General features: G+C 71.1%; 22 protein-coding genes and 1 pseudogene. 20 read left to right on the top strand and 3 right to left on the bottom strand.

Annotated elements, in window-relative coordinates:
• Window positions 1–45: 45 nt before the first annotated feature.
• The 15 genes and pseudogenes from ACFSDF_RS07575 to secA all read left to right on the top strand — a co-directional run bounded on the left by ACFSDF_RS07575 (window position 46) and on the right by secA (window position 16212).
• Window positions 46–396, top strand: coding sequence for a DUF3499 domain-containing protein (locus ACFSDF_RS07575; protein ID WP_167251707.1), 351 nt, complete (start codon window positions 46–48; stop codon window positions 394–396).
• Between the two features lie 3 nt (window positions 397–399).
• Entirely contained in the window at window positions 400–1791 is a 1392-nt protein-coding gene (locus ACFSDF_RS07570) for a phosphomannomutase/phosphoglucomutase (protein WP_208322430.1), read from the top strand.
• Window positions 1788–1961 carry a Trm112 family protein gene (locus ACFSDF_RS07565; protein ID WP_167005170.1) on the top strand — a complete coding sequence of 58 codons (174 nt, stop codon included), beginning with the start codon at window positions 1788–1790 and terminating at the stop codon, window positions 1959–1961. The genes ACFSDF_RS07570 and ACFSDF_RS07565 overlap by 4 nt, the downstream gene beginning before the upstream one ends.
• 27 nt (window positions 1962–1988) lie before the next feature.
• Complete coding sequence (locus tag ACFSDF_RS07560; protein ID WP_243845154.1) at window positions 1989–3002, top strand: SIS domain-containing protein; 1014 nt, start codon at window positions 1989–1991, stop codon at window positions 3000–3002.
• Window positions 2999–3948: pseudogene (locus ACFSDF_RS07555) on the top strand (threonine/serine exporter family protein). The gene ACFSDF_RS07560 and the pseudogene ACFSDF_RS07555 overlap by 4 nt, the downstream one beginning before the upstream one ends.
• Window positions 3942–4160 (top strand): hypothetical protein, encoded by a 219-nt coding sequence (locus ACFSDF_RS07550; RefSeq protein ID WP_167251709.1) that lies wholly within the window; start codon window positions 3942–3944, stop codon window positions 4158–4160. Before ACFSDF_RS07555 ends, ACFSDF_RS07550 begins: the two are co-directional and overlap by 7 nt.
• A gap of 60 nt (window positions 4161–4220) precedes the next feature.
• Entirely contained in the window at window positions 4221–5651 is a 1431-nt protein-coding gene (ahcY, locus tag ACFSDF_RS07545) for an adenosylhomocysteinase (protein ID WP_167005161.1), read from the top strand.
• A 20-nt stretch (window positions 5652–5671) separates the two neighbouring features.
• Window positions 5672–6385, top strand: a complete 714-nt coding sequence (gene mtrA, locus ACFSDF_RS07540; protein ID WP_255490665.1) for an MtrAB system response regulator MtrA — start codon at window positions 5672–5674, stop codon at window positions 6383–6385.
• A gap of 5 nt (window positions 6386–6390) precedes the next feature.
• Entirely contained in the window at window positions 6391–8028 is a 1638-nt protein-coding gene (gene mtrB / locus ACFSDF_RS07535; RefSeq protein WP_167251711.1) for an MtrAB system histidine kinase MtrB, read from the top strand.
• Complete coding sequence (locus ACFSDF_RS07530; protein ID WP_377156931.1) at window positions 8025–9806, top strand: LpqB family beta-propeller domain-containing protein; 1782 nt, start codon at window positions 8025–8027, stop codon at window positions 9804–9806. The genes mtrB and ACFSDF_RS07530 overlap by 4 nt, the downstream gene beginning before the upstream one ends.
• A gap of 96 nt (window positions 9807–9902) precedes the next feature.
• Window positions 9903–10688 carry a ComF family protein gene (locus tag ACFSDF_RS07525; RefSeq protein WP_377156929.1) on the top strand — a complete coding sequence of 262 codons (786 nt, stop codon included), beginning with the start codon at window positions 9903–9905 and terminating at the stop codon, window positions 10686–10688.
• A gap of 61 nt (window positions 10689–10749) precedes the next feature.
• Complete coding sequence (hpf, locus tag ACFSDF_RS07520; protein WP_167005151.1) at window positions 10750–11409, top strand: ribosome hibernation-promoting factor, HPF/YfiA family; 660 nt, start codon at window positions 10750–10752, stop codon at window positions 11407–11409.
• Between the two features lie 40 nt (window positions 11410–11449).
• A complete protein-coding gene (locus tag ACFSDF_RS07515; protein WP_243843016.1) occupies window positions 11450–12106 on the top strand; it encodes a response regulator in 657 nt (218 codons plus the stop codon).
• 14 nt (window positions 12107–12120) lie between these two features.
• Window positions 12121–13350: a winged helix-turn-helix domain-containing protein gene (locus ACFSDF_RS07510; RefSeq protein WP_377156926.1), complete on the top strand. Its 1230-nt coding sequence runs from the start codon at window positions 12121–12123 to the stop codon at window positions 13348–13350.
• Window positions 13351–13512: 162 nt separating this feature from the next.
• Window positions 13513–16212, top strand: a complete 2700-nt coding sequence (secA, locus tag ACFSDF_RS07505) for a preprotein translocase subunit SecA (protein ID WP_465264191.1) — start codon at window positions 13513–13515, stop codon at window positions 16210–16212.
• A 95-nt stretch (window positions 16213–16307) separates the two neighbouring features.
• Here the strand turns inward: secA and ACFSDF_RS07500 are convergent, their stop codons facing one another.
• Window positions 16308–16832, bottom strand: a complete 525-nt coding sequence (locus tag ACFSDF_RS07500) for an Rv3235 family protein (protein ID WP_167005144.1) — start codon at window positions 16830–16832, stop codon at window positions 16308–16310.
• Between the two features lie 39 nt (window positions 16833–16871).
• A complete protein-coding gene (locus ACFSDF_RS07495) occupies window positions 16872–17612 on the bottom strand; it encodes a LysM peptidoglycan-binding domain-containing protein (RefSeq protein ID WP_167005141.1) in 741 nt (246 codons plus the stop codon).
• Between the two features lie 97 nt (window positions 17613–17709).
• On the opposite strand from ACFSDF_RS07495, the gene ACFSDF_RS07490 reads away from it, so the two are divergent.
• Window positions 17710–18219: a hypothetical protein gene (locus tag ACFSDF_RS07490; RefSeq protein WP_167005139.1), complete on the top strand. Its 510-nt coding sequence runs from the start codon at window positions 17710–17712 to the stop codon at window positions 18217–18219.
• On the opposite strand, the gene ACFSDF_RS07485 is transcribed toward ACFSDF_RS07490, so the two are convergent.
• Entirely contained in the window at window positions 18203–18484 is a 282-nt protein-coding gene (locus tag ACFSDF_RS07485; protein ID WP_167005136.1) for a helix-turn-helix domain-containing protein, read from the bottom strand. The genes ACFSDF_RS07490 and ACFSDF_RS07485 overlap by 17 nt on opposite strands.
• Before the next feature lie 205 nt (window positions 18485–18689).
• On the opposite strand from ACFSDF_RS07485, the gene ACFSDF_RS07480 reads away from it, so the two are divergent.
• Genes ACFSDF_RS07480 through ACFSDF_RS07465 form a run of 4 tightly spaced genes read left to right on the top strand, consistent with a single transcriptional unit; the run spans window position 18690 to window position 22317 of the window.
• Window positions 18690–19271 (top strand): hypothetical protein, encoded by a 582-nt coding sequence (locus tag ACFSDF_RS07480; RefSeq protein WP_167251715.1) that lies wholly within the window; start codon window positions 18690–18692, stop codon window positions 19269–19271.
• On the top strand, window positions 19268–20515 hold the full coding sequence (locus ACFSDF_RS07475) for an AAA family ATPase (protein ID WP_167251716.1): 1248 nt from the start codon (window positions 19268–19270) through the stop codon (window positions 20513–20515). Before ACFSDF_RS07480 ends, ACFSDF_RS07475 begins: the two co-directional genes overlap by 4 nt.
• 9 nt (window positions 20516–20524) lie before the next feature.
• Window positions 20525–21991 carry a WS/DGAT/MGAT family O-acyltransferase gene (locus tag ACFSDF_RS07470; protein ID WP_377156922.1) on the top strand — a complete coding sequence of 489 codons (1467 nt, stop codon included), beginning with the start codon at window positions 20525–20527 and terminating at the stop codon, window positions 21989–21991.
• Window positions 21988–22317, top strand: coding sequence for a hypothetical protein (locus tag ACFSDF_RS07465; RefSeq protein ID WP_167005126.1), 330 nt, complete (start codon window positions 21988–21990; stop codon window positions 22315–22317). The genes ACFSDF_RS07470 and ACFSDF_RS07465 overlap by 4 nt, the downstream gene beginning before the upstream one ends.
• The last annotated feature ends 13 nt before the right edge of the window (window positions 22318–22330 follow it).

Raw genomic sequence — 22330 nt, 5'->3', positions numbered from 1 at the left:
GCGCCGCGTCCCGGTCCGAGGGTGGGGCACGCTAATCTCGGCGGGGTGAGCCCCCTGCGTCGATGCACCCGCCCCGCGTGCCTGCGCCCCGCCGTCGCGACGCTGACCTACGTTTATGCCGACCAGACCGCCGTGCTCGGGCCGCTCGCGGTCTATGCCGAGCCGCACAGCTACGACCTGTGCGCGGCGCACGCCGAGCGGCTCTCCGCCCCCAAGGGGTGGGAGGTGCTGCGCCTGCAGTTCGACGCGACGGCGACACAGGCACCTTCGGCCGACGACCTGGAGGCCCTCGCCGACGCGGTGCGCGAGGCCGCCCACGTGCCACCACCGTCGTCGGACCGGCCCCCGGCGGGTCGTCGCGGGGGACACCTGCGCGTTCTCGGACCCCAAGACTGATCGATGGAGAAGACTTTGCTGGCTGAACGGCTCTCGCAGCTCGTCAAGGCGTACGACGTGCGTGGCGCCGCCCCCGACCTCCTCGACGCCGACGTCGCCCGTGCCCTCGGTGCGGCGTTCGCGCACGAGACCGGCGCGGCTCCCGGCGACGACGGAGCCGCGGGCTCGGTCGTGATCGGCCACGACATGCGGGTGACCTCGCCCGAGCTCGCCGACGCGCTGGCCGACGGCGTGACGAGCACCGGCGCTGACGTCGTGGTCATCGGCCTCGCGTCCACCGACATGCTCTACTTCGCCTCCGGGGCGTGGGAGCTGCCCGGCATCATGGTCACCGCCAGCCACAACCCGAGCGGAGACAACGGCCTCAAGCTGTGCCGTGCCGGCGCCCGGCCGATCGGGCGCGACACTGGACTCGCCGCGATCGCCGACCGTGCTGTCAAGGGCGTCGAGCCGGTCCTCGCCAAGGGCTCGGTCATCGCGCGTGACGCGCTCACCGCGTACGCGCTACGGGTCACCGAGCTTGTCGTGGTGCCGCCCGGGCCCCGTCCGCTGAAGGTCGTCGTCGATGCCGCGAACGGGATGGGCGGCCTCATCGTCCCGGCCGTGTTCGCCCACCTCGACGTCGAGCTGCACGGCATGTACATGGAGCTCGACGGCACCTTCCCGAACCACCCGGCCAACCCGCTCGACCCCGCCAATCTCGTCGACCTCCAGCGCGCCGTCCGCGACCAAGGCGCCGACCTCGGCCTCGCCTTCGACGGCGACGCTGACCGGTGCTTCGTCATCGACGAGCACGGTGACCCGGTCTCGCCGTCGGCGGTGACCGCGATGATCGCCGCACGCGAGCTCGCCGTCCACCCCGGCGCCACTGTCCTGCACAACGTGATCACGTCGCGTGCGGTGCGCGAGGTGGTCCTCGAGAACGGCGGCACCCCGGTCCGTACGCCGGTCGGCCACTCGCTGATCAAGGCCGAGATGGCGCGCACCGACGCGGTCTTCGGTGGTGAGCACTCCGGCCACTACTACTTCCGCGACTTCTCGCTCGCCGACTCGGGCATGCTTGCCGCTCTGCACGTCATGGCCGCGATGAACGAGGCGGGGACTGCGCTGTCCGAGCTGGTCGCCCAGTACGAGCGCTATCCCGCCTCCGGCGAGCTCAACAGCCGCGTCGCCGACGCAGCGGTCGTGACCGAGCGTGTCGCGGCCGCGTACGAGGCATACGACCAGGACCGGCTCGACGGGCTCACCGTCACCGCCGACTCTTGGTGGTTCAACCTGCGCAGCTCGCAGACCGAGCCGCTATTGCGGCTCAACGTCGAGGCCGACGACCAGGCCACCATGGAGTCGGTGCGTGACGCCGTCCTCGCTCTCGTCCACCAGGAGGAGTCCTCATGAACCTCGACCCGACGCTGCTCGACATCCTCGTGTGTCCCCAGTGCCGCGCCACGCTCGCCGTGGACGTCGACCGCGCCGAGCTGGTGTGCAACCTGTGCCGCCTCGCGTACCCCGTCCGTGACGACATCCCCGTGATGCTCGTCGACGAGGCCCGCAGCCTGGCAGACTGAGCGCCGGGCGGGACGCTGGGGGGCGCGGTGTTCGACGACGGCAGGCTCGACGACGAGCAGGCTCTGGCGCGCGCCGACGCGGGGATGCGCGAGCTGGCGGGGTCGGGGGCGCGCGTCCGGGTCGACGCGCACGCCGCGGGTGAGGCGATCGCGGCGCTGAGCGGTGCTGGCAGGGATGAGCGCCCGCGCGCAGTGGTCGCCGCCGGTCCTGGAGCACGCCTGCTGCGCGCCGTGCTCGAACCTGTCTGTCCCGTGCCGTTCGTCGCCTGGCCAGGGCCCGGGCTTCCCGGCTGGACCGGCAGCCTCGACCTCGTGGTCGTGACCGGCGCGCCCGACGGTGCCGCGGCCCAGCTCGCGGTGACCGACGCGGTGCGCCGCGGCTGCCCGTTGATCCTCGTCGCCTCCGCGGGATCCCCGCTCGCCGAGCTCGGCGCGTCCCGCTGGACGACGCTGCTGCCCACGTCGACGGGCGACGTGCTGGCGACGACGGTGGTCGCGCTCGAGGCGCTCGAGGCACTCGGGCTCGCACCGCCGGTCGACGCTGACGAGGTCGCCCGCACCCTCGACGACGTGGCGGTCGCGTGCTCGCCGTTCCGCGACCTCGGCAGCAACCGTGCCAAGCAGGTCGCCACCGCGCTCGCGGACGCGACGCCGCTGCTGTGGGGCGGGACCGTGCTCGCCGCGCGCTCGGCGCGGCGGTGGGCCGAAGGCCTGCGCCGAGCCGCCGGTCGCCCCGCGCTCGCAGCCGAGTCGTCCGACCTCGCCGCGCTGCTGGAGTCGAGCACGCCGCGTGACGTCTTCGCCGACCCGTACGAAGACCCGCCCGCTGACGTGCAGCCTTACCTGGTGGTGCTCGACGACGGCGTCGACGCTGCCAGGGTGCGCGTCGAGAACGGCGAGCTGGTCGCCGCCGCCGAACGCTCCGGCGTACGCCACGACCGCGTGGCCGCGCTCGAGGGCGGCCCGCTCGCGCGCTACGCGGGGCTGACCCTCACCGGCCAGTACGTCGCGGCCTACGTCGGGATCGGCCTGGGACGATGAGCCGGGTCGGTCGGTGGTGGCGCTCCGGCGTCGAAGCCCTCGCCCGGCGCGTGCTCAAGCAGCCGGAGGAGGTGCCCGCCCCGGACACGGCGCCCTCGGAGGCCGAGGTCCTGACGATGCTGCGCGCGTTCGCGGTCGCGCAGCTCGAGGTCGGGCAGCCCGCCAACCTCGTCGAAGAGAGCCTTCACGTCATCGCGCGCGCGTACGGCATCGACACCCTCCGTGCGGTCGTGCTCCCAACGGTCGTGTTCATCGAGATCGACAGCACCGACACGGACGGCTCCGGTCACCGGACCGAGCTCGAGCCCGTCCCGTCCGCGGAGGCGCGTCTCGACCAGGCTCGGGCCATTGAGCACCTCGTCACGGAAGGGATGGCCGGTCACCTCGTTCCGGCCGAGGTGTGGCGCGCATCGAGGCGGTGCGAGCCTCGCCACCGCGCTTCGGACAGCTCACGAGACTGGCCGGGTATGTCGTGCTGTGCGTCGGCTTCGGGCTCTCCCTCAACCCGACGGCGGCGGCGCTCGGTTCGTACGCCCTGCTCGGCCTCGCGGTCGGCCTGCTCCGGATGCTCGCCCGTGCCATGCCTACGCTGCAGACGGCGCTGCCGGTCTTTGCGGCGTTCCTCGTCACCGTGCTCACGTGCACGTTCGTCGCCGGCGCCGTGGGCGACGAGCCGCTCCGGCTCATCGCGCCCGCGCTCGTCACGTTCCTGCCTGGTCTCACGATGACGGTCGCCGCGGTGGAGCTGACCAGCAACCAGGTGGTCGCCGGTGCATCGCGCATCATCTATGGCACCGCCCAGCTTCTGCTGCTCGCGTTCGGTGTGGTGGCCGGCGTGCGAGTCGCCGCCTCGGCGCGACCCTGTCAGGCTTCGTCGGCGCCCTCGCAGTCGTCCCGTTCACTCGGTTCGCCGCCGCGTTCCGGACGGCGCCGACGTCGATGGTGATGCTGCTGGCCTCGTTCTGGTTCCTCGTCCCGGGTGCGCTGGGCTTCGTCGGTCTGGGAGAGGCTGCGAGCGGATCTGTGGCGGGGGTGCAGGTGCTCATCGACACGTTCATGTCCCTGTTCGCAATCGCTCTGGGCTTCCTCGTGGGCACCGCCCTCACCCGGCAGGTCGGCGACGTGCAGGCACGGGTCGGGGCACGTCGTACCTCATGAGACCGGCCCGACCGGCCCATGTTGGTCAGGTGGTGTGCGCCTCGTGGCTACGATGGGGCAATGGACTTCCAGGTTGCCGATCTGACCCTGGCCGAGCGCGGCCGTACGGAGATCACCCTCGCCGAGCACGAGATGCCCGGCCTGATGGCCATGCGCGAGCGTTACGGGACGAGCAAGCCGCTCACCGGTGCGCGAATCGCGGGCTCGCTCCACATGACAGTGCAGACTGCTGTCCTCATCGAGACGCTCGTCGACCTCGGAGCGGAGGTCCGCTGGGCGAGCTGCAACATCTTCTCCACTCAGGACGAGGCCGCCGCCGCGGTCGTCGTGGGCCGTGACGGCACCGTCGACGATCCCCAGGGCGTGCCGGTCTTCGCGTGGAAGGGCGAGACGCTCGCGGAGTACTGGGACCTCGCCGAGCAGATCCTGGTCTGGCCGAACGGCGAGACCCCCAACATGATCCTCGACGACGGCGGCGACGCCACGATGCTCCTCCACCTCGGTGTGGAGTACGAGAAGGCCGGCGAGGTGCCGTCGCCCGACACGACCGACAACCTCGAGCTCAAGGAGGTCCTGCGGGTCCTCGCGCGCAGCCTCGAGACCGACCCGGAGCGCTGGACCCGGATCGGCAACAGCGTCCAGGGCGTCACCGAGGAGACCACCACCGGTGTGCTCCGGCTCTATGAGCGCTTCAAGGAGGGCACGCTGCTCTTCCCGGCGATCAACGTCAACGACTCGGTCACCAAGTCGAAGTTCGACAACAAGTACGGCTGCCGCCACTCGCTCATCGACGGCATCAACCGTGCGACGGACGTCCTGATCGGCGGCAAGGTCGCGGTCGTCTGCGGCTACGGCGACGTCGGCAAGGGATGCGCCGAGTCACTGCGCGGCCAGGGCGCCCGCGTCATCATCACCGAGATCGACCCGATCTGCGCGCTCCAGGCCGCGATGGACGGCTACCAGGTCGCGCACCTCGACTCGGTCATCGAGCAGGCCGACATCGTCGTCACGGCCACCGGCAACAAGGACGTCGTCACCGCCGAGCAGATCGGCCGCATGAAGCACCAGGCCATCCTCGGCAACATCGGTCACTTCGACAACGAGATCGACATGGCCGGTCTCGCCGCGACGCCCGGCGTCACCACCAAGAACGTCAAGCCGCAGGTCGATCTGTGGACGCTGCCGAACGGCAACACCGTGATCGTGCTGAGCGAGGGACGCCTGCTCAACCTCGGCAACGCCACCGGCCACCCGTCGTTCGTGATGTCCAACTCGTTCACCAACCAGGTGCTCGCGCAGATCGAGCTCGTCACCAAGAACGAGGACTACCCGGTCGGTGTCTACACGCTCCCGAAGCACCTCGACGAGGAGGTCGCGCGGCTTCATCTCGGGTCGCTCGGCGTCGAGCTCACGACGTTGAGCGACGACCAGGCCGCGTATCTCGGCATCCCGGTGGAGGGCCCCTTCAAGTCCGACCACTACCGCTACTGAGGCTGGCGAGGAGATCGGGCGTGGACAGCAACGAGGCTGCTAAGGACAGCGGTCGCTACAACGGCCGCATCCTGGTCGTCGACGACGACCGGGCGCTTGCCGAGATGCTCACGATCGTGCTGAGGGCCGAGGGGTTCGACACCTCGGTCGCCTCCACGGGGACGGCGGCGCTCGATGCGTTCCGCGCGTACACGCCTGATCTCGTCCTGCTCGACGTGATGCTCCCGGGGATGAACGGCATCGACGTCGCCAAGCTCATCCGGGCCGAGTCCGGCGTGCCGATCGTGATGCTCACCGCCAAGACCGACACGGTCGACGTCGTGCTCGGGCTGGAGTCGGGTGCCGACGACTACGTCGTCAAGCCCTTCAAGCCCAAGGAGCTGATCGCGCGGGTACGTGCCCGCACCCGCGTGCACCAGCAGGCCGAGCCGGAGCTGCTCACCATCGGTGACCTCCAGATCGACGTCCGGGGCCACACCGTCGTCCGCGGCGAGCATGAGCTGTCGCTCACGCCGCTGGAGTTCGACCTGCTCGTGTGCCTGGCCCGTTCCCCACGGCAGGTGTTCACCCGCGAGGTGCTGCTCGAGCGGGTCTGGGGCTACCGTCACGCGGCCGACACCCGCCTGGTGAACGTCCATGTGCAGCGGTTGCGCTCGAAGGTCGAGCCCGATCCCGACAACCCGACCGTGATCGTCACGGTGCGCGGTGTCGGATACAAGGCCGGGAGCTCCTGACGACCATGGCGCGACGGGCGCCGAGGTGGCTGCGCCGGGGGCTGCTGCGGGTGCGCAACGTGCTGTCTCCCGTCGTCTCGCTGTGGCGTCGTTCGATCCAGGCGCGCGTCGTCATCACGACGATGGCGATCAGCGCGTTCGTGATCGGTGGCGTCGGCTGGCTGATGCTGCAGGGCGTGGCCGACGGCATGGTCGAGGCACGTCGCGCGGTGGCGCTGTCGGAGGCGCGGGCAGGGTTCAGCCAAGCGCAGCAGTCCCTCGACGTCAGCTCGGTCTCCGAGGCGTCCTCGGAGATCGATGCCCTGCGCACGCTGGTCAACGACCTCGCGGCGCGGTCGGGCTCGCCTCCCTCGTACCAGGTCATGCTGGAGGGGCCGCTCGATCCGTCGGGCGACGGCGAGGCGGCGTTCGCCTCGGCCGGCATCGCCTCGCCCGCCATCCCCGACGACCTCGCGCAGGCAGTCGCCGACGGTCAGCACGCGGCGTACACGTTCACTCGGATGGAGATCGAGGGGTCCGACGAGAATGCGGCAGCGATCATCGTCGGCGACCTGCTGCGGATGCCGGACGGCGACCAGGAGTTCGCTCTCTACTACGCGTTCCCGATGACCGACCAGGAGCGCACGCTGTCGCTCGTACGCAACTCGCTGCTCTATGCGGGGCTCGCGCTCGTCCTGCTCTCCTCGGGGGTGGCCTGGCTGGTGACCCGGCAGGTGGTGACCCCGGTGCGCCTCGCACGGCGCATCGCCGAGCGCCTCGCCGACGGCCGGCTCGAGGAGCGCATGGTGGTGCGCGGCGAGGACGACATCGCACGCCTGAGCCTGTCGTTCAACAAGATGGCCGAGAGCCTCCAGCGGCAGATCCGTCAGCTCGAGGAGCTGTCCCGCCTCCAGCACCGGTTCGTGTCCGACGTCTCGCACGAGCTGCGCACCCCGATCGCGACCGTGCGCATGGCCGCCGACGTCCTGTACGACAACCGCGAGCACTTCGACCCCAGCTCGGAGCGGTCCGCCGAGCTCCTGCAGACCGAGCTCGACCGGTTCGAGGCGTTGCTGAGCGACCTGCTGGAGATCAGCCGTTTCGACGCGGGCGCGGCACGTCTCGACCTCGAGGCGGTCGACCTCGTCGACCTGGCCGAACGCGTCTGCGCCCAGTACGCGCCGCTGGCAGCGCGGCACGGCGTCGAGCTGCGCGTGGTGAACCGCGACGGGCCTGCCATCGTCGACGCCGACGTACGCCGGATCGAGCGGATCGTCCGCAACCTGGTCGCCAACGCCATCCACTACTCCGGCTCGTCGCAGGTGCACCTGCTCGTGGCACACGGCGCGACGAGTGCGGCGATCGCCGTCCGCGACTTCGGGGTCGGTCTCGAGCCGGGCCAGTCGCAGCTGGTCTTCAACCGCTTCTGGCGTGCCGATCCGGCGCGTGAGCGCAGCCGCGGCGGCACGGGCCTCGGCCTCGCGATCGCGCTCGAGGATGCCGTCCTGCACGGCGGCTGGCTCCAGGCGTGGGGCGAGCCGGGGCAAGGTGCTCAGTTCCGTCTCACGCTGCCGCGGCACGCCGGCGACGACCCGCAGCGCTCACCGCTTCCGCTGGTCCCCGACGCCGGGGCCGGTCTCAACCGTACGGAGGGTGTCCGATGACGCGGCCGATCTCGACCTCGCGTACGACCATCCGCCCGTTCGTGCGGCTCGGCGCGGCGCTCTCGCTGGGTGCGCTTCTCGCCGGCTGCGTCTCGATCCCCGACGGCGGACCGGTCCGCGTCGTCGAGGACGGCCGTCCCCAGCAGGTCTCGCCGGCGCGCATCCGCCCGGCCGGTCCCGCCGACGGGGCCTCGCCGCGCGACATCGTCAACGGCTTCCTCCAGGCGATGATGTCGTCGCCGGTGCGCTACGACATCGCTCGCCGCTTCCTCACCGACGGGGCGGGCGACGACTGGCGTCCGGAGGAGTCGGTGACCGTCTACTCGCTGTCGTCGGTCGCAGAGCCGGAGGAGCGCTCCGGCGCCGAGAGCGTCGCGGTCGACATCGCACGCGAGGCCGTCCTCACCGAGCAGGGGCGCTTCACGGTGCCCGCCGCGCGCGAGCAGCACTTCGACCTGACACTGGTTCAGGAGGACGAGCAGTGGCGTATCGCGGACCCACCACCGGGTGCGCTGATCACCGACGCCTTTTTCGAGGACTACTACGACGCGGTCAACGCGTACTACTTCGACTCGGCGGGCGAGCAGCTCGTCGCGGCACCGGTCCACCTTCCCGATGACGAGGGTCGGCCCACCGATCTCGTGTCGTCCCTGCTGGGAGGGCCCGACGGAGTGCTCGGTGGACAGGCGCGCAGCTTCCTTCCCAGCACCTGGAAGCTCGCCGCGCCGGTGGAGGTCGACGACCAGGGCGTGGCACTCGTGAGGTTCGCGGGATCCGACTCGGGGGTCTCGCTCGGCGACCGTGAGCGGCTGTCCGCCCAGCTGGTGTGGAGCCTGCGGCAGATCTCGACGGTCACCGGGGTGGAGATCCGCATCGGTGACCGCCCGATCGCCCTGCCCAACACCCCCGAGGTCCAACGCATCGACGCATGGGACCAGTTCGACCCCGCTGCCGACCGCCCGACACAGCTCTTCGCGATGCGCGAGGGTCGGCTGCTGGTGGTCGGGCGTTCGAGCACGGGGCCGTTCGCGGGCGCGTGGGGACGCGACCCGGTGCCCGCCGACGACTTCCGGGTCGCGGTGGACGCGGAGCGCATCGCGCTGGTGACAGGCGGTCGTCGTGTCGTCTCGGTGTCACCGCTGGCCGGTGAACCTGCGCTGGTCCCCGCACGGCAGGGGACCGATCTGCTCCGGCCGAGCTGGGACGCTGCAGGCCGGTTGTGGACCGTCGACCGTGTCCGGGGCGGCTCGCGGCTCACCGTCGGGCCCGCCGACGAGCCTCCGCGCTCGATCGACCTCGGTCCGCTCGCCGGCGGTCGGGTGACCGGATTCGAGCTCTCGCCGGACGGTGCGCGCTTCACGGCGACCGCACGCGTCGGCGCCCGCGACGCGCTGTACGTGGGGGCGATCCGCTACGACGCCGAGGGCGGCGGGGTGGTCGGTCTCGTCGACATCGCGGAGATCCCGTTGCCGACGGAGACCGGGGTGCCGTTGTCGGCGGCGTGGCGCTCGAGCACGACGATCGCCCTGCTGGCCCGCGCGCAGGAGCGGGTGCCGCAGGTCGCGATCGTCGCCGTCGACGGGTCCAGCAGCGTCACCGGAGCTGTCCGGGTCGGCCTGCTGCCGCAGGACGGCGCACGCCAGGTGCTGAGCGCGGGCCTGCTCTCGTCGCCGATCTTCGTGCTCGATGCCGAGGGCATGCTGTGGACGCAGAACGGTGACGGTCGTTGGGCGGAGGCCAGCGACGAGCCGGTGAGCCTCGCGGCGTTCGCGGGCTGAGCCGGCCGCCCGTCCACAAGGTGGAGACGTGCGACCCTGTCCCCAGGGGAGCGCTGCCGCCCCTCGCGACCCACCCGCGGACGCCACCCTGAAGGCGTGCGAGAACTCCTCAAGGCTGCTGCCGATCTCCTCCTCGGCGTGCGCTGCGCCGGCTGCGAGGACCCAGGCGTCGTCCTGTGCGCCGGGTGCGAGGCGCGCGTGCGGGGCGCCCCGGCCGTACGCAGCCCCGATCCGGCTCCGCGTGCGCTCACGCGCGCCCCGCCGGTGGTCATGGTGTCGACCGGTCCGTACGAGGGTGTCGTCCCCGCTGCGCTCCACGCCTACAAGGAGGAGCCTCGCACCGCTCTCGCGGCACCGCTGGGCCGTGCGCTGGCCGACGCTGTCCTCCACGCGCTGGTTCTGACCGGCGCGACCGGGCGCGAGATCCGCCTGGTCCCTGTGCCGTCGCGGCGTTCGGCCGTCCGCGCGCGTGGGTTCGACGCCGGCAGCGAGCTCGCGCTCCGGGCGGCGGCCGACCTGCGGCGGCGCGGCCTGCCCGTGCGGACGTCGCGCGTGCTGGCGGTCGACACGTTGGTCCGCGACCAGGCCGGGCTGAGTGCGGCCGAGCGGGCGGCCAACCTTGCCGGGGCCTACCGGCTCCGCGGCTCACCCGTCGGCCGTGCTGGGGCGGCCTGCGCCGTCGTCGTGACCGATGACGTCCTGACCACCGGTGCCAGCGCGGCGGAGGCCGTGAGGGTGCTCGGGGCGGTGGGAACGCGCCCGATCGCCGTCGCCACGGTGGCTGCGACCGTGCGGAGGAGTTCGGCGCGTCGGGACCTTCGTCCCGTGTGTCCGCCATCTCTGGAGAAATGTCCTGACCGGGTCTACGGTCGAGACATGTGAACGTCATCCGCCGCGACTCGCCACCGGTCAGCGGTGGCAGTCGCTCATTCGAGGAGGCTTCGTGGACATTGTCGTCAAGGGTAGGAACTGCGAGATCAGCCAGCGTTTTCGCGACTACGTAGACGAGAAGACACCTCGCATCGAGAAGTACGACCATCGCAAGAAGATCCAGCGCGTCGACGTCGAGCTCACCAAGGAGTACAACCCCCGCCAGAGCGGACGCTGCGAGCGGGTCGAGATCACCCTTCGCGGCAGAGGGCCCGCGATGCGCGCCGAAGCCTGCTCCGACGACCCGCTCGCCGCGCTCGACAAGGCCGTCGACAAGCTCGAGGCGCAGATCAGGAAGGCCAAGGACCGCCGTCGCGTCCACCACGGCAGCCGTACGCCGATGTCGGTCTCTGAGTTCGCCGCCGCCACCGACGGTGCATCGACGGCCGAGCCCGACGAGGAGCCGATCGACGCCGTCCACTACGCCGGCCCCGTCGAGGTCCGCGGCGAGGGTCCGCTGGTCGTCCGCGAGAAGACGCACCGCGCCGCCCCCATGACGCTCGACCAGGCGCTGTACGAGATGGAGATGGTGGGGCACGACTTCTACCTCTTCGTGGAGAAGGACTCCGGACACCCGAGCGTCGTCTACCGGAGGCGGGGATACGACTACGGAGTCATCCACATCGAGCCGACATCCGGAGGGTTCGAGGGCCTCGACGACAGCGTCGGCTGACCTTTCCGTGGCATGATCGGCTGCGATGGACGCTGCAGACGTGCCGACTGAGACGGTCCGGGTCCTCCTCGTCGACGACCAGGAGCTGTTCCGGCGCGGTCTGCGGATGGTGCTCGAAGCCGATCCGGGGCTCGATATCGAGGAGGCCCACGACGGTCCGTCGGGCGTCGCTCAGGCGACGGCCAGCGCCCCGGACGTGGTCCTCCTCGATGTCCGGATGCCCGGCATGAGTGGACCCCAGGCGGCAGCGGCGATCAAGGAGGTCGCGCCGTCCGCGCGCATCATCATGCTGACCGCCAGCGACGAAGAGAGCGACCTCCTGGAGTCGATCCGCAACGGCGCGTCCGGCTACCTGCTCAAGGACTCGTCCGTCGACCAGGTCAGCGACGCCGTGCGGCGGGTAGCGACCGGACAGTCGCTGATCAGCCCTCCGATGGCGACCCGTCTTCTGGAGGAGTTCCGGCTGCTGGCCACGCGCGGTGAGCCGCCACGCGGCACCAAGCTCAGCGATCGAGAGCTCGAGGTGCTCCGCCTGGTCGCGGTGGGCAACAACAACCGAGAGATCGGACAGAAGCTGTTCATCAGCGAGAACACCGTCAAGAACCACGTCCGCAACATCCTGGAGAAGCTCCAGCTGCGGTCCCGGGTGGAGGCCGCGACGTACGCGGTCCGCGAGCGGTTGCTCGACCTGCCGTGACGCGAGCGCAGGACATGGCGGCCTCGACCGCCAGGCGGACCGTGCTCGCCGCTCAGGGATTCAACGACCCTGCTCACACGAAGGTGACGATGCGGACGCTCGACCGCGCCCTCACCCGGACGGGCGTGCTCCAGATCGACTCGGTGAACGTCATGCAGCGGGCGCACTACCTCCCGCTCTTCAGTCGTCTCGGCCCGTACGACACCGCGCTCCTGCACCGAGCGGCCGAGAAGCGTCCACGCCGGCTCGTCGAGTACTGGGCGCACGTCGCCGCATACATGCCTGTCGAGCTGTGGCCGGCGATGCGCCACCGCATGCTCGGCTACCGCGAGCGCGGCCACGCCTGGAGCGGCGAGGCCGGCAGGCCCGCCCTCGCCGATGCGCTGCTCGTCGAGGTGGAGCGCAGCGGCGCCGCGACCGCGCGTGAGCTCGACCCGGCCACCGGCCGCCCGCGTGACCAGTGGGGCTGGAACTGGTCGGAGACCAAGAAGGCGCTCGAATACCTCTTCCTCTCCGGCGAGCTCGCCGTCGCACGCCGCAACGGTGCGTTCGAGCGCGTGTACGACCTCCCTGAACGGGTCCTTCCCGCCGCGGTCCTCGACGCGCCGGACCTCGACGCGCCGGAGGCGGCACGGACGCTGGTGCGCCGCGCGGCGATCTCGAGCGGCGTGGCCACCGAGGCGAGCCTGCGCGACTACTTCCGGATGGGTGCCCGCGAGACGCGGGCCGCGGTGCACGAGCTCGTGGAGGAGGGCGCGCTGGAGCCCGTGCGGGTCGAGGGATGGCAGCGTCTCGCCTATCGGCACGTCGCCGCTGCGACGCCGCGCCGGATCCGTACTGCCGCCCTGCTGAGCCCGTTCGACCCGCTGGTGTGGGAGCGGGCACGCACCGAGGACCTGTTCGGCTTCCGCTACCGGATCGAGATCTACGTCCCGGCCCACAAGCGGGTGCACGGCTACTACGTCCTCCCGTTCCTGCTCGACGACGCGATCGTCGCGCGGGTCGACCTCAAGGCCGACCGGGCGACGGGGCGCCTCCTGGCGCGTGCCGCGTGGGCCGAGCCTGGGGTCGATGCCGGGCGGGTGGCGGCTGCTCTGGCCGAGCAGCTGTGGGCCGCGGCCAGATGGCTGGGGCTGGACGCCCTCGAGGTGGAGCCACGGGGTGATCTCGCGCCGGCGCTCGCCGCCGCCGTGCCGGCTGCTGTCCCGGCCGCCGTCCCCGTGCCTGATCCCTCCGCGGTGTGACCCAGATCCCTGAGGCAGTTACGGTTGCCCCCGTCGGTCGCCTAGGATGGACGCGATTCTGCCGTTGCGGGGCCGATCCGGCGTGTTCCGGGCCCTGGGCGGCTTCGGAGCAAGTCTCAGGAGTGCGATTCCGTGCCGAAGGTGATCGACAAGATCCTGCGGATGGGCGAGGGCAAGATCCTTCGCCAGCTGCAGGCCATCGTCAAGCAGGTCAACGCCCTCGAGGACGACTTCGTCGCCATGAGCGACGACGAGCTCCGCGGCATGACGGACGAGTTCAAGGACCGCCTCGAGGCGGGCGAGACGCTCGACGACCTCATGCCGGAGGCTTTTGCGACCGTTCGCGAGGCCGCCAAGCGCGTGCTCGGCCAGCGGCACTTCGACGTCCAGATCATGGGCGGTGCCGCGCTGCACCTCGGCAACATCGCTGAGATGAAGACCGGTGAGGGCAAGACGCTCGTCGCGACCCTCCCGAGCTACCTCAACGCACTGTCGGGCAAGGGCGTCCACGTCGTGACGGTCAACGACTACCTCGCGAAGTACCACGCGGAGTGGATGGGCCGCGTCCACGGCTTCCTCGGTCTGACGACCGACGTGATCGTGCCGTCGATGACTCCCGCCCAGCGCCGCAAGGCCTACCTCGCCGACATCACGTACGCGACCAACAACGAGCTCGGTTTCGACTACCTGCGCGACAACATGGCCGACGACATCTCGGAGTGTGTCCAGCGCGGTCACAACTTCGCGATCGTGGACGAGGTCGACTCGATCCTCATCGACGAGGCTCGTACGCCGCTGATCATCTCCGGTCCCACGCAGGACGAGGTGAAGTGGTACGGAGAGTTCGCCGCGATCGTGGGTCCGATGGAGCGCGACTACGACTACGAGGTCGACGAGAAGAAGCGCACGGTTTCCGTCCTCGAGCCGGCGATCACCAAGGTCGAGGACCACCTCGGCATCGACAACCTGTACGACGCGGTCAACACGCCGCTGATCTCGTTCCTCAACAACGCGATCAAGGCCAAGGAGCTCTTCAAGAACGACAAGGACTACGTCGTCATCAACGGCGACGTCCTGATCGTCGACGAGCACACCGGCCGCATCCTCGAGGGCCGTCGCTACAACGAGGGCCTCCACCAGGCGATCGAGGCCAAGGAGGAGGTGACGATCCGCGAGGAATACCAGACCCTCGCCACGATCACCCTCCAGAACTACTTCCGCCTCTACGACAAGCTCTCGGGCATGACCGGTACGGCGATGACCGAGGCGTCGGAGTTCGACAAGATCTACAAGCTCGGCGTCGTTGCCATCCCGACGAACAAGCCGGTCGCTCGTGTCGACGAGCGCGACCTGGTCTATCGGACCGAGGAGGCGAAGTTCGAGGCGGTCGTCGACGACATCGCCGAGCGCCACGAGGCCGGCCAACCGATCCTCGTCGGCACCACGAGCGTCGAGAAGTCCGAGCGGCTCTCCAAGATGCTCAAGAAGCGTGGCGTCGCGCACCAGGTCCTCAACGCCAAGCAGCACGATCGTGAGGCCGCCGTCGTCGCCGTCGCCGGTCACAAGGGTGCCGTCACCGTCGCGACCAACATGGCAGGACGAGGCACCGACATCATGCTCGGTGGATCCGTGGAGTTCCTCGCCGACCAGGCGCTTCGCGCGAAGGGCCTCGACCCGGTCGAGACGCCCGACGAGTACGAGGCCGCGTGGCAGGAGACCGTCAACGAGGTCGAGAAGCAGGTCGCTGCCGACCACGACGAGGTCGTCGATCTCGGTGGCCTCGCGGTCATCGGCACCGAGCGCCACGAGTCCCGGCGTATCGACAACCAGCTGCGTGGTCGTTCCGGACGTCAGGGCGATCCGGGCTCGACGCGCTTCTACCTGTCCCTCGAGGACGACCTGATGCGGCTGTTCAAGGCCGACTGGGTCGACTTCATCCTCACGCGGCTCAAGGTGCCCGACGACGTGCCGATCGAGAACAAGAACGTCACCAACGCGATCGCGTCGGCGCAGAGCCAGGTCGAGGCGCAGAACTTCGACACCCGCAAGAACATCCTCAAGTACGACGACGTCATGAACCGCCAGCGTGAAGTCATCTACGCCGAGCGTCGCCGCGTGCTCGAGGGCGCAGACCTGTCCGACTGGGTGCGCGAGATGATCACCGACACCGTCACCGGCTACGTCAACGGTGCCGCGCAGGGCTTCCCCGACGAGTGGGACCTCGATGCGCTGTGGACGGCGCTCAAGACGCTCTACCCGGTCTCCGTCTCGGTGGTCGAGCTCGAGGACCAGCACGGCGGTCGTTCCGGCCTGACGCGCGAGCTCCTCGTCGACGCCATCACCACCGACGCCCGCGAGGCGTACGAGCGCCGCGAGGCCGAGCTCGGCTCCGAGGTGACCCGCGAGCTCGAGCGCAAGGTCGTGCTGTCGGTCGTGGACCGCAAGTGGCGCGAGCACCTGTACGAGATGGACTACCTCCGCGAGGGCATCGGACTGCGTGCCTACAGCCAGCGCGACCCGCTCGTCGAGTACCAGCGCGAGGGCCACGAGTTCTTCACGGCGATGATGGACGCGATCAAGGAGGAGACCGTCGGTTTCCTCTTCAACGTCGACGTCCAGGTCGAGGGCTCCGACGCCGAGGGCGAGGTCGAGCTGTCCGCGAAGGGCCTGGAGGAGAACGTTCCTCAGCAGCTGACCTACAGCGGGCCGACCGAGACCGGCGACGTCGAGGTCGAGGTCGCCGACGAGGACGACGATCCGCTGGCGCTCACCGAGAACGAGAAGGTGCGCCAGAACAACGCCAAGAACCGGGCGCGCCAGAAGGCCAAGCAGCAGCGCAAGTCGCGCAAGAACAACCGCTGAGCCTCACGCACCACCTCTGACGAAGGACCCGATCTCGCGGCCACCTGTTAGTCGCGAGGTCGGGTCCTTCGTCGTAAGCAGGGCTCCAGCTCCGCTCACACCCAGCACAGGGCGCTGCAGACCCAGGTCGGGTCGCGCCGATCGATGTCGTGGACGAGCCGGGCAGCGAGCGCCCGCGACTGCGTGCCCTGGGCGATACGGGCGCTGAGCTCGGCGACCCCCTCGCGCGGGTGGGAGACCCGGATGCTCGCCAGCCGGCTGACCGGTGCCTGTCGCGGCTCGCGCGTGCGGGCGCGTGCGAGGACGGCGACCCGGTGCTGCATCTCCTCGTACACCTCCGGCGTCAGCACCCGTGCGAGCTGCTGGAGTGGTCGGGTGCCTGACGAGACCTCGAGCAGCGCGCGGACGAACTTCGCCGCACGCTGGTCCGGAACCGGCGCCTGCGGGGGTACGAGGGTGAGGTGGGGGCGAGACGGGAGCGACGGTCGTACGTCCGTCGACAGCGCGAGCGAACCGTCGACGAGGGGGAGCGACCACTGCGCTGCCATGGAGTGTCGCGTGCGGCCGTCGGCGGCGTACGGGATCGAGAGATCGTGGAGTGCTGCGCGTGTGTCGGTCATCGAAGTCTCCTCGCTGGGGTGTGGTCGCTCTGTGTGGTGTCAAGGACGGGGGTCGTCGGGCATGCGGTTGGCGGCACGTGAAGAAGGGGCCCGCAGGATCATGCCGATCCGGAGCGCGTCGGGATCGGCACCGATGCGGGCGCGGTTGGCTGCGTACCAGCGGCGCCACTCCCGGTCGAGCTGTCCCGTGGTCGGCTCGGCACCGGTCCCCTCCCAGGACGCTGCGGCGATCTCCCACAGCGAGTCGCCCGCGCGGACCCGGTGGGTCGCGCCAGATCGTGCGGCCGACCGTCCGACGGGCCCGGCGGCGGGACGCTGTCCGACGGGATGAGACGAGGCGGGTCGAAGCGCGGCAGGTCGGTCCGGCAGCGCGAGGCCGCGCAATGCGGCCGAGCCCGGCACCTGCGCGGCACGCGGCCCGGCGGGCTCACCCGGCGCGCCCGGGGCGCCGGTGACCGCCGCTGCGGGCCCCGCGAGAACCAAGGACGACCCCGCCACCGCCAGGATCACGCGCCGCCACGGCCCCGGCGACAACCGGAGGAGGACGCGCGGCAGCGGGTGCCCGCTCACCCGGCACACAGCCGCCCCGATCGTCAGCAGTGCCAGCCAGCCCGTCGAGAACGTCGCAACGACGAGGCCGAGATCGCCGACGAGTACGTCGAGGCGCGGAGCGGCCGGCCCGGCCGCCCCGGCGAGTCGCGTCACCGCCGGCGGCACCTGCTCGGCGAGCAGGAGGAGCGCACCCCACGGGACGGCGATCACTGCACCGGTACGGAGCATCTCTTCCCCTTCCTTACGTTTGCCTACATTTGCGTACGGTGAAGGATGCAGTCAATCGTTCATCCACAGAACCTGGGGAATCGCTAGAGTGCTCGCCATGCCGTGGGACGACCGATTCGTGGCGTTGGAGCACGACCTCGCGCTCCAGGCGGAGGGCGAGGCCCACGCAGAGCGCGACCAAGAGATCAGCGACCTTGCTGCGGAGCGTTCGGCTCAGCTTCCGTGGGCCGACCGGTGCCTGGGGCTTGCGGTGACGATGCGCGTCGTGTCGGTCGGCACGATCCGCGGCGAGCTGGCGATGGTGACCGCGGACTGGGCGCTGGTCCACCACGACGCCGTCACGGACTGGGTCGTCGCGCTGCGCGACGTCGTCGCAGTGGTGCCGAGCGAGGGCACGCCGCGCACGTCACGAGGCGAGGTGCAGCGGCGGATGACCTGGCGTCAGGCGTGGGGCGCGCTCGTCCGCGACCGCGACGAGGTGCACGTGCTCCGCCGCGACGGGTCGAGCGTCCGCGGAGTCCCGGTGGTGACGGGGCTCGACCACGTTGAGATCGCGGGCGAGATCATGCCGTACGACGCCGTCGTGGCGATCAGGTGTCCGCGTTGACGCCGGACTCGGTCCGCGCGTCGGCCTCGGTCTCCTCGTCGACGAACGGGTGGGCGGCGATGTGGTCGCGCGTCGCGGTGTACTGGTCGGTGATATAGCGCTCGAGCGCCTCGCTCTCGACCCGCCACACGCCGCGCCCGCCGACGCGGATCGCGGGCAGGTCCCCGCGGCGTACGAGGGCGTAGACCTGCCGCTCGGAGACGTTGAGGATGTCGGCCACGTCCGAAAGACGCAGGAATCGGGGTGACTCGGATCCGACGGGCATGTGCTGATTGTGCCAGTCGACCTCCCGGGGATCAGCCCGTGCCGCGACGGACTGTGGACAACGGGTGGACGCGCGGGCATCGGATGCGGCATCAATAGGCTCCATGCTGACCCTCTCGCAGCGCACCGACTCTGTGCGCGCGGACACTCGCCGACTTCAACGGCCACGCTGGACCCATCCCCGCGCCCTCGGAGGAGTCGCCCTGGTGGCGATCTGTGTCGTGCTCGGCGGCCTGCTCATGGCGCGCGTGTCGGAGACGACCGAGCTCTGGGCACTGCGGGCCGACGTCCGTGCTGGCGAGCCGGTGCGCGTGGACGACCTGGAGCGGGTCGACGCCCGGCTCGGGGGCGACGCGCGCGCCCACTACCTCGCCGCGAGCGAGACGGACGCCCTCGTGGACAGGGCGGCGTCGGCGGTGTGGGGCCGTGACATGGCCGCGGGCGAGCTCGTTCCCGACGCCGCACTCGTGGACGCGTCCGTCAAGGGCGGCGTCGAGCTGCCGCTGCAGGTGTCGCACGCCTCCGTCCCCGACGATCTCGGCGAGGGGCACCGGGTGGACGTCTGGGTCGCTCCCGGCGAGTCCTCCGTCGAGCCGACCGCCGAGGCGCGCCGGGTCCTCGACGACGTCACGGTCGTCGCCGTCCACGGGGCCGGCACGGCCTGGGGAGACTCGACCATGCGCGGCATCGTCGTCCGCGTCGACGACGAGGACCTGCTGCCCCAGGCCCTCGCCGCGCTCGACTCCGGCACCGTCACCCTGGTACGACGTGGCGGGGCCGACGCGTGAGCGTCCCGGTCCTCATCGCCGCGGGCGACGCCGCGTGGGAGGCGGAGCTGGTCTCGGCTGCGGTCGAGGCACGCGGCATCACCGTCGTCCGCCGCTGCGTCGATGTCGCTGACGCCGTCGCCACCGCCGTCAGCGGCGCGGTCGCGCTCGCGCTGGTGAGCGTGGAGCTGCCCGGCCTCGACCCTGATGCAGTCGAAAGGATCGCGCGCCGCGGCGTGGTCGTCGTCGCGATCGCGCCCGACGCAGGCATGCACGAGGCCGCACGGATCGCCGCCGCGCTGGGCATCGAGGCCGTCGTGCCGCTCGGTCGGCTCGCGAGCGTCGTGGCACTCGCACGCCGCGGCGACGCAGGGGCCGACCCTCGGCCAGGCGGAGCTGTCGCGACCGGGGCAGCGACGGAGGCCGCCTCCGCGACAGGCTTCCCGCTCGACGCCCCGCCTCGAGAAGGGCGGCTCACGGCGGTCTGGGGGCCGGCCGGCTCGCCGGGGCGCAGCACGGTCGCACGCGGCCTGGCGGCCGAGCTCGCTGCGCGCGGTCGTCGCACCGTGCTGGTGGACGCCGACGTCGACGGCGGCACGCAGGCCGCCGCGCTTGCCCTCCTGGACGAGGTGAGCGGGCTGCTCGCCGCCGCCCGGGACGCCAACGGAGCGGTCCTCTCGACTGGGGCGCTCGCCGGCCACCTCCGCTGGATCGGTCCCGAGCTCGGCGTCCTCACGGGGCTGCCCCGCGCGGAGCGATGGCCCGGTCTGCGGGCGACCGCCTACGAAGGGGTCCTGGCGACCGCGCGCGACCTCGCCGACGACGTCGTCGTCGATCTCGGCTTCTGTCTCGACGACACGGGTGAGCAGGGCTTCGACGGGGTCGCGCCACGACGCACCGCCGTCGCGCGGCACACCCTCGCGACCGCCGATGAGATCGTGCTCGTCGGTCTCCCCGACCCGGTCGGCCTGTCGCGCCTCGCGCGGGCGGTGCTGGACCTGCGCGCCCGGTGCGACGTCGAGGCGACGGTCGTCGTGAACCAGATGCGGTCGACGCTCGGGTGGAGCACACACGAGGTCGGCGAGGCCGTCGAGCGGTTCACGGGTGTCATCCCCACAGCGTTCCTCCCGTACGACCGCACGGCGCTCGACCACTGCCTCGTGCACGGCCTGACGTCGTACGAGGGAGCAGCCGGGTCGGCCTTTCAACGGGCGGTCTCACGATTGGCAGACGATCTCGGCGCTCGAGCTCACGAACTGGCGTAACCTGTGCCCGTGCCCCGACGTCTCGATGCGCTCGACGTGACGTTCCTCGACGAGGAGACGTCGGCCACGCCGCGCCAGGTGATGACGCTTGCCGTCGTCGCGCCGGGCGAGCGGCCCTTCGACTACGACACGCTCGTGCAGGTGGTCAACGAGCGGATCGGGCTGGTGCCCCGCTACCGCCAGCGTGTCGCCGCCGTTCCGGGCGGGATCGGTTCTCCGGTCTGGGTCGACGACGCGTCGTTCGACCTGTCGTACCACGTCCGGCGCTCCGCACTCCCGAGTCCCGGCTCCAACGCCGCGCTGCGCGAGCTGGTCAGCCGTCTCATCGCGCGACGCCTCGACCTGACGAGGCCGCTGTGGGAGGCCTACTTCATCGAAGGGCTCGAAGGCGGTCGCTGCGCCGTCCTCATCAAGTCGCACCAGGCGCTCGTCGACGGCTCGGTGACGGTCGACCTCGCCCAGGTGCTCCTCGACGAGAGCGCGCACGACCGCGATGTCCCGTCCGACGGTTGGAAACCACGCTCCGAGCCGGGCGGAGCGTCGCTGGTCGCGGGGTCGCTCGTCGACGCTGCCCTCGACCCGCGTCGTGCGGCGAGTCGGCTGAGGTCGGGGTTCGACAAGGTGCAGGCGCGGGTCGGCAAGGTCGTCCAGACGCTCCCGGTCGTCGGCCCGGTCGCCGCCGATGCCCCCGGTCCGTTCAGCGGCAGGCTCAGCCAGCACCGTCGCTACGTCACCGTGAGCACGCGCCTCGACCAGTACCGCGGGGTGCGCGACGTGCACGGCGGCACGGTCAACGACGTGATCCTGGCGACGATCGCCGGGGGGATCCGGCGCTGGATGCTCACGCAGGCCGAGCCGGTCAGCGACAAGACCCGCCTGCGCGCCATGGTGCCGATGTCGGTCGCCGCGCCCGACGGGGTCCCCACCTCGTACGGGTCGACGGTGCGCGGTCACCTGCTGTCGCTGCCGGTCGGCGAGACGAACCCGGTCGTCCGCCTGCACCAGGTGTCGTACGCGCTCAAGGCGCACCGCGAGACCGGCGTCGCGGTCGCCGCCAACACCCTCGCGTCGCTGCCTGGGTTCGCCCCGACGACGTTCCACGCCGTCGGCGCACGCGTGGCCGAGACGCAGGCGCACCACCCGTACGATCTGATCGTGACCAACGTCCCGGGCCCGCAGGAGCCGATGTTCATGGGGGGAGCTCAGATCGTCGAGACGTACCCCGCGATCCCGCTCTCGCACGGCCGCACGCTGTCGATCGGCATCACCTCGTACGCGGGAGGTGTCTACTACGGCCTCGTTGCCGACCGCCAGGCGGTGCCTGAGGCCGACATCCTCGGACAGTGCCTCGAGGAGGCGCTCGCCGAGCTGGTCGAGACGGCCAGCCCGACCCGGCAACGGGCTCCTCGTGGCGGCCTCGCTCCCGTCTGGGACCAGCACGCGCCGAGCGTGGACGACGCCGGCAGCACCGCATGAGCGTGCGCGCCTATCTGGCGGTTGACCCCGCGGCGCTGCGCCGGCTCGCGGGCGACGAGAGGCTGCCTGCCGACGCGTACGAGGGTGTCGTGGCGGCCAGCGACGACGAGCAGGACGAGTACGACGCGATGGCGGTCGCGGGCGAGATCGCAGAGGAGCGGTGGGGGACCGTCCTCGTACTCGCGATCGAGGCACCCGGGGGGGCTGGCAGCGAGATGAGCAGTCCGGTCGCGCTGCGAGACGTGGAGGCGATCCACGTCGGGGACGAGCTCGCGTGGTACGCGACGCAGGAGCTCGACGACGTCCTGGCCGCCCTCGGCGACTGACCCGCGGTGCCGC

Origin of the sequence: Mumia zhuanghuii, assembly GCF_042681565.1 — a bacterium.
GTDB lineage: Bacteria > Actinomycetota > Actinomycetes > Propionibacteriales > Nocardioidaceae > Mumia.
The sequence above is the reverse complement of the archived record's forward strand: the minus strand, read 5'-3'. Positions and strand labels throughout refer to the sequence as shown.